Genomic DNA, 4,140 nt, shown 5'->3' with positions numbered 1-4,140 from the left:
TTGGTAAATTTCTTAAATATAAAGATTATGCCAACTTTCGTTATCGGGAAATTAAACAAGATACATAATAAATTTGCTAAATCTCTAATCGCAAGGAAACTTTTCAACTTACCACTGAGATTTGGTATAATAAGTGAGACTTAGTATAAGGTCCTAATTATAAAAGCATATTTTCTTATTGTTCAGCGTTAGTTGACTCACATTCATCATTTTTAATTAACTCGTATACTTCATTACCAATTTCATAGTGAGGTTCTGCAGTTGAGTGGAAATAATCAAAAAAGAAATGACTCTCTAGCGTTTCTTTGCCACATCCAGGATTATAGTGAGCGTCAAGTTTTCCTTTGAATACCAGTTTTGATAGTATTTTTATATTTTCCTTAAGTCCCCAAGTTGGTCTGCAACATCCGATATACATGCATCTTGATAATTTAAACCTTCGCTCTTGTATTTATCGAGCATGTTTTTCGTTTTAGAATTAAGGTTGAATGTTTTTATTTCAAGACCTATACTTTTCCTCATATTATCCAAGCCATTGGCTAATTTTACATTGAAGCTCTCTGTGAGTTTTGTAGCTAGTTCCTTTGCTTCTTTATTTCTACTGAAAGCTGGTATTAAGCCAATGTCTAGCGCATTTGCAACAACTACGTGCTTGATAGCATACTCGTTTAGAACCTTAAATACATTATATATTTCACTAACTGCTTGTTCTATTACTTCTTCTCCTTTAGTATCGTAATAAGCGGTAACAACCATGATGTTATTTCCGCCAATCATGATGAAAAATAAATCTTCTTCACCTATGTCTGGATGATGCTTAATTACCGCATCTAGTTGGTTAGCTAAACGAAATTTGTTGAAGAAATAGGAATAAATGGGATCAGAAATTTCAGATGCTGCTGCATATGAAACTGCATAGTTTTGGCCTTGTTGTTCGTGACATTTACCAAGAAATGAGCAACTCCATCCAGGTTTAAACTCTTCTAAATCTAAGTGTTTTACTACGTATTCAACAGCAACAGGGCCATTGCTAAAAGACCTTCCTTGATAAAAAGGCTCATCAAATTTCACGTTTTTTGCAAAGGAGAATGTCTCTAAAATTCCACAAAGTGCACCATTATCAGATAAACTGTCACCTAGAATATAAAGATTTTTATACTTAAAATTGTTATTTTTGTTTACCATGATGTTTATTAAATAGATTAATATATGATCGTGTTGTTTAGTATGAGACTCATAAAAAAAAGCAAAGAGTAGTGATTAGATTACACAATTTTTTTGCAGTTTCTTACTATAAAACTTGCTCTTCATAACTAAAACACCTACATTCCAAGTTTAAAGTAAGACAGTGCTGCAGAGAAATTTCTTAATATGGTTGCTAGTATCCCTGTTTTATGCATATCAATACATATTGTGTGTAATTCTAAATGTTGTAGCTCCTGAATTGATGGTAAAGTTTAACATAGGAACAACAGAAAATAGGACAATTTTGTGGACTATACTATGTAGGCTATGTGTTAGCGCATATTCCTGTGGGTATTCTTCTGGATAGATCTGGTTCCAAAATTATCATACTTGCTTGCATTATGCTGACATCTTTGGATGCTTTGCCTTTAGTCAGTTCTAACAATTAGAGTTATTCTATTGTTGGGAGAGTAATTACTGGTACTGGATCTTCTGCTTCAGCACTCGGACTCTTTAAAATAATAAGCATCTATTGTCGTAGAAAAAATTTGCCATTATGTTCAGCATATCGGTTATTATTGGCATTTTAGGTGGTATATTTGCCGCTAAACCACCACATATCTTATTTGATAAATTCGGATGAGATTATGCACTGAATGCATGTATAACATTTGGATTATTGCTTGCTTTAACTACCTTTATATCTATACTAAAGTTGGTACCTCAGGCGAAAAATTAAACATCAAAAATTTAGGCAAAGTTATATTTAATGAAAACATTTTATTGATAGGTTTGTTTGGCAGTTTTATGGTTGAACCGTTAGAAGGCTTTGCAAACGCGTGGTCTGCATCGCTCTTGAATGAGATGTATGTCATAAATAGACATGTTGCATATAGTATCTCAAAGTGGATACTGATAGGCTTTGGCTCTGGACATCTATTATTCCTTATATATTAGCAAAGAATCCAACCAAGCACTATGAGATAATAATTTCTTGTGCTATGGCTATGATAATTGTGTTCTCGTTACTTTTTACATTCGATATCAACTCACCTCTGGCATATGTATTATTCTTTATTGGCCTCATTTCCACTTACCAACTTGCTTTGGTTGCTAAAGTTGTAAGTTGTATGGAAAATGATGCGGTAGCAAGTGCAGGATCCATAAGTAATTCATAGTTATGAGTTTTGGTTATTTTTTTCATGTCGTTATTGCAAATACAATGAATTTTTGTTGGAACGGCAAAATTGTCGATGGAAAGCCATTTTATGGGACTGACGTAATGATTAGATCCATGCTAGTAATACCTATATGTTTATTAATAGGGAGGGTAGGCTTTTGGTCACTTAAAGTCAGAGAATACTATAACAAAGAGTTGATTTTTATTTTTAAGGTATGAAAGGAGAGAAGATATAAATTCCCTTTGTAAAATGTGTAGAGTGTCTCAGTGAAAAATTATGCTTGTATTAGAGTAATCTATACCATACACTATATATAATGTCTTTATAGACTGTGATGGATATGTTCAGAAAAGTCGTGCAGGATTCCACTAATGCAGCAACAAATCCAGTTTGGTTGGGGTCTTCTCAACAGAATTTGCCACAGCGAGAGCCAACTTCACCTAGTTCACATGAATCTAATGACAGAAATGTTGCAGGACTAAGCTATAAAAAGGGCATAACAAAAGTTCAGCATCTGGAGACTTTTTCTACACAATATATCGGCATATTGAAGTTTCTCCTAGGCAAAATTCCAGCAGGTGGAAGTAGTGGAATTGCAAAACCATCTCTAGAAGGAGATGTTCAGTTTAAAAAACTTAGAGATATTGCTAGATTAAATCCAGCTTTACGTTATAGCAAAAACCAATCTGCGAGTTTTGGCGCTAGTCAACAGACAGTAAAAAATATTCTTGCAGAAGGAGAAAAAAGTGATATCTTAAGTAGAGTGTGGGATTTAATGGAAAATCCTATAAGCCGTAGTTCTAGGGAGGATAAAATGCACGTAAGTAGAAATGAACAGTACATCGAGAACTTACAAGAGGAACAACTTCAAGACAAAAATGAGCTAAAAGATCGAATCAAAGAGTCAAATAATCAAGCAACTAAACCTACTGAAGAAAAGAATCAACTAGATAAGGATCTAAATAGTGCTAAGCAAAGCTTGAATAAAAAAGATAAGAAACTTGAGAACAAAAATAAAGAATCAGAGAGTAAAGCTCAGGAGCTAGAAGCACTTAAAAGTGCAAATGAAAGTCAAATCAAAGATCTACAGAAGCAGCTTCAGAGCAAAAGCGAGCTAGAAAGTCAAATCAAAGGTCTGCAAGCAAAACTTAAAAGTAAAGATGAAGAACTGAAAAATAAAACTCAACAGCTGAAAGCACTTGAAGATGAAAACAACAACCTAAAGATAAAACTGCAGGAATTTGAGAACAAAAATAAAGAATTAGAGAGTAAAGCTCAGGAGTTAGAAGCACTTAAAAGTGCAAATGAAAGTCAAATCAAAGATCTACAGAAGCAGCTTCAGAGCAGAAATAAAGAGCTGAAGGATAGTCAAGACAGAAAACCTCTAGTGGTAAATGTTCAAGGAGTAAAAGGTAAGGTAAATTATGCCTATGCTTCTTTCATATTATCTGGGGTGTCTGCTGTTGGTGCAAGTTTAGCAACACCTTATTTAGTAATATGTACTACACTTGCTGTAGCTGCGTCGGTTTTTCTTGCATTAGGGTGCTACTATTTGTACAAAGCAAATACTGCACTTAGCAATGTTAAAGTTGATCAACAAGACAATCAGCGATTGCTTGAAAGCAGTCTGTAGAGTTTTATCTCTACCTTTAGCAGGTTTAAAAGTGCGAGTTATAGTGTTATATCTATCAGAAGCATGGTGAATATTGAAGCAAAAGTGGTGTCATTCCAGTACTTGATACTAGGATCTACCATATTAAACATCAAGATAGAA

At 33.9% G+C, this 4,140-nt stretch carries 4 protein-coding genes; 2 read left to right on the top strand and 2 right to left on the bottom strand.

The annotated features are described in order from the left end of the window. Positions 1 to 175: 175 nt before the first annotated feature. Together IHO13_RS04630 and IHO13_RS04625 are read right to left on the bottom strand one after the other, a co-directional pair. Positions 176 to 418 (bottom strand): hypothetical protein, encoded by a 243-nt coding sequence (locus IHO13_RS04630; RefSeq protein ID WP_225538491.1) that lies wholly within the window; start codon positions 416 to 418, stop codon positions 176 to 178. Next, positions 370 to 1,185 (bottom strand): SGNH/GDSL hydrolase family protein, encoded by an 816-nt coding sequence (locus IHO13_RS04625; RefSeq protein WP_225538490.1) that lies wholly within the window; start codon positions 1,183 to 1,185, stop codon positions 370 to 372. Before IHO13_RS04625 ends, IHO13_RS04630 begins: the two co-directional genes overlap by 49 nt. A gap of 660 nt (positions 1,186 to 1,845) precedes the next feature. Here IHO13_RS04625 and IHO13_RS04620 point away from each other — a divergent pair. Both IHO13_RS04620 and IHO13_RS04615 read left to right on the top strand, forming a co-directional pair. Next, positions 1,846 to 2,142: a hypothetical protein gene (locus IHO13_RS04620; RefSeq protein WP_225538489.1), complete on the top strand. Its 297-nt coding sequence runs from the start codon at positions 1,846 to 1,848 to the stop codon at positions 2,140 to 2,142. Between the two features lie 564 nt (positions 2,143 to 2,706). Beyond that, complete coding sequence (locus tag IHO13_RS04615) at positions 2,707 to 3,999, top strand: TomO hydrophobic C-terminal domain-containing protein (RefSeq protein WP_225538488.1); 1,293 nt, start codon at positions 2,707 to 2,709, stop codon at positions 3,997 to 3,999. Positions 4,000 to 4,140 lie beyond the last annotated feature (141 nt).

The sequence above is a fragment of the Wolbachia endosymbiont of Mansonella perstans genome, assembly GCF_020278605.1.
Taxonomy (GTDB): Bacteria; Pseudomonadota; Alphaproteobacteria; order Rickettsiales; family Anaplasmataceae; genus Wolbachia.
The sequence above is the reverse complement of the archived record's forward strand: the minus strand, read 5'-3'. Positions and strand labels throughout refer to the sequence as shown.

What these genes read in the sequence shown, in the direction of transcription:
- IHO13_RS04625 (WP_225538490.1), bottom strand. Translation starts at nt 1,185, where the DNA reads ATGGTAAACAAAAATAACAATTTTAAGTATAAAAATCTTTATATTCTA.
- IHO13_RS04615 (WP_225538488.1), top strand. Translation starts at nt 2,707, where the DNA reads ATGTTCAGAAAAGTCGTGCAGGATTCCACTAATGCAGCAACAAATCCA.
- IHO13_RS04630 (WP_225538491.1), bottom strand. Translation starts at nt 418, where the DNA reads ATGTATATCGGATGTTGCAGACCAACTTGGGGACTTAAGGAAAATATA.
- IHO13_RS04620 (WP_225538489.1), top strand. Translation starts at nt 1,846, where the DNA reads ATGTATAACATTTGGATTATTGCTTGCTTTAACTACCTTTATATCTAT.